The 1,500-nt window shown below is 57.1% G+C and carries 1 rRNA gene; it reads left to right on the forward strand.

Annotated features, from left to right (window positions below):
• Window positions 1-1,500 (forward strand): 23S ribosomal RNA (locus ABT186_RS47700); the annotation flags it as partial.

Here is a 1,500-nt window from a genome sequence, read left to right on the forward strand (position 1 = left end):
GACGAGTCAGAAACCGTTGATGTAGGCGAAGGACATGCGAAAGGTCCGGCGTAGAGGGTAAGACCCCCGTAGTCGAAACGTCAGCGGCTCGTTTGGAAGACACCCAAGTAGCACGGGGCCCGAGAAATCCCGTGTGAATCTGGCGGGACCACCCGCTAAGCCTAAATATTCCCTGGTGACCGATAGCGGATAGTACCGTGAGGGAATGGTGAAAAGTACCCCGGGAGGGGAGTGAAATAGTACCTGAAACCGTGTGCCTACAAGCCGTGGGAGCGTCGGGAGCACTTCGGTGTTTCTCGTGACTGCGTGCCTTTTGAAGAATGAGCCTGCGAGTTTGCGGTGTGTTGCGAGGTTAACCCGGGTGGGGTAGCCGTAGCGAAAGCGAGTCCGAAGAGGGCGTTTGAGTAGCACGCTCAAGACCCGAAGCGGAGTGATCTAGCCATGGGCAGGTTGAAGCGGAGGTAAGACTTCGTGGAGGACCGAACCCACCAGGGTTGAAAACCTGGGGGATGACCTGTGGTTAGGGGTGAAAGGCCAATCAAACTCCGTGATAGCTGGTTCTCCCCGAAATGCATTTAGGTGCAGCGTCGTGTGTTTCTTGCCGGAGGTAGAGCACTGGATAGGCGATGGGCCCTACCGGGTTACTGACCTTAGCCAAACTCCGAATGCCGGTAAGTGAGAGCGCGGCAGTGAGACTGTGGGGGATAAGCTCCATGGTCGAGAGGGAAACAGCCCAGAGCATCGACTAAGGCCCCTAAGCGTACGCTAAGTGGGAAAGGATGTGGAGTCGCACAGACAACCAGGAGGTTGGCTTAGAAGCAGCCACCCTTGAAAGAGTGCGTAATAGCTCACTGGTCTAGTGATTCCGCGCCGACAATGTAGCGGGGCTCAAGCGTACCGCCGAAGTCGTGTCATTGACATATAAGCCCCAACGGGTGTGTTGATGGGTAGGGGAGCGTCGTCTGCCGGGTGAAGCAGCCCTGGAAGGGAGTTGTGGACGGTTGACGAGTGAGAATGCAGGCATGAGTAGCGATTCACACGTGAGAAACGTGTGCGCCGATTGACCAAGGGTTCCTGGGTCAAGCTGATCTGCCCAGGGTAAGTCGGGACCTAAGGCGAGGCCGACAGGCGTAGTCGATGGATAACCGGTTGATATTCCGGTACCCGCTGTGGAGCGTCAAACATCGAGCATCGTGATGCTAAGGCCGTGAAGCCGCCCTGATCTCTTCGGAGTTGAGGGGAGTGGTGGAGCCGCCGGACCAAGCGGTTAGTAGGTGAGTGATGGGGTGACGCAGGAAGGTAGTCCATCCCGGGCGGTGGTTGTCCCGGGGTAAGGGTGTAGCCCGAGTGGTAGGCAAATCCGCCACTCACATGGGGTGAGACCTGATGCCGAGCCGATTGTGGTGAAGTGGATGATCCTATGCTGTCGAGAAAAGCCTCTAGCGAGTTTCATGGCGGCCCGTACCCTAAACCGACTCAGGTGGTCAGGTAGAGAATACC

Origin of the sequence: Streptomyces sp. NPDC001634, from assembly GCF_040298185.1 — a bacterium.
In the GTDB taxonomy this organism is placed as follows: domain Bacteria; phylum Actinomycetota; class Actinomycetes; order Streptomycetales; family Streptomycetaceae; genus Streptomyces.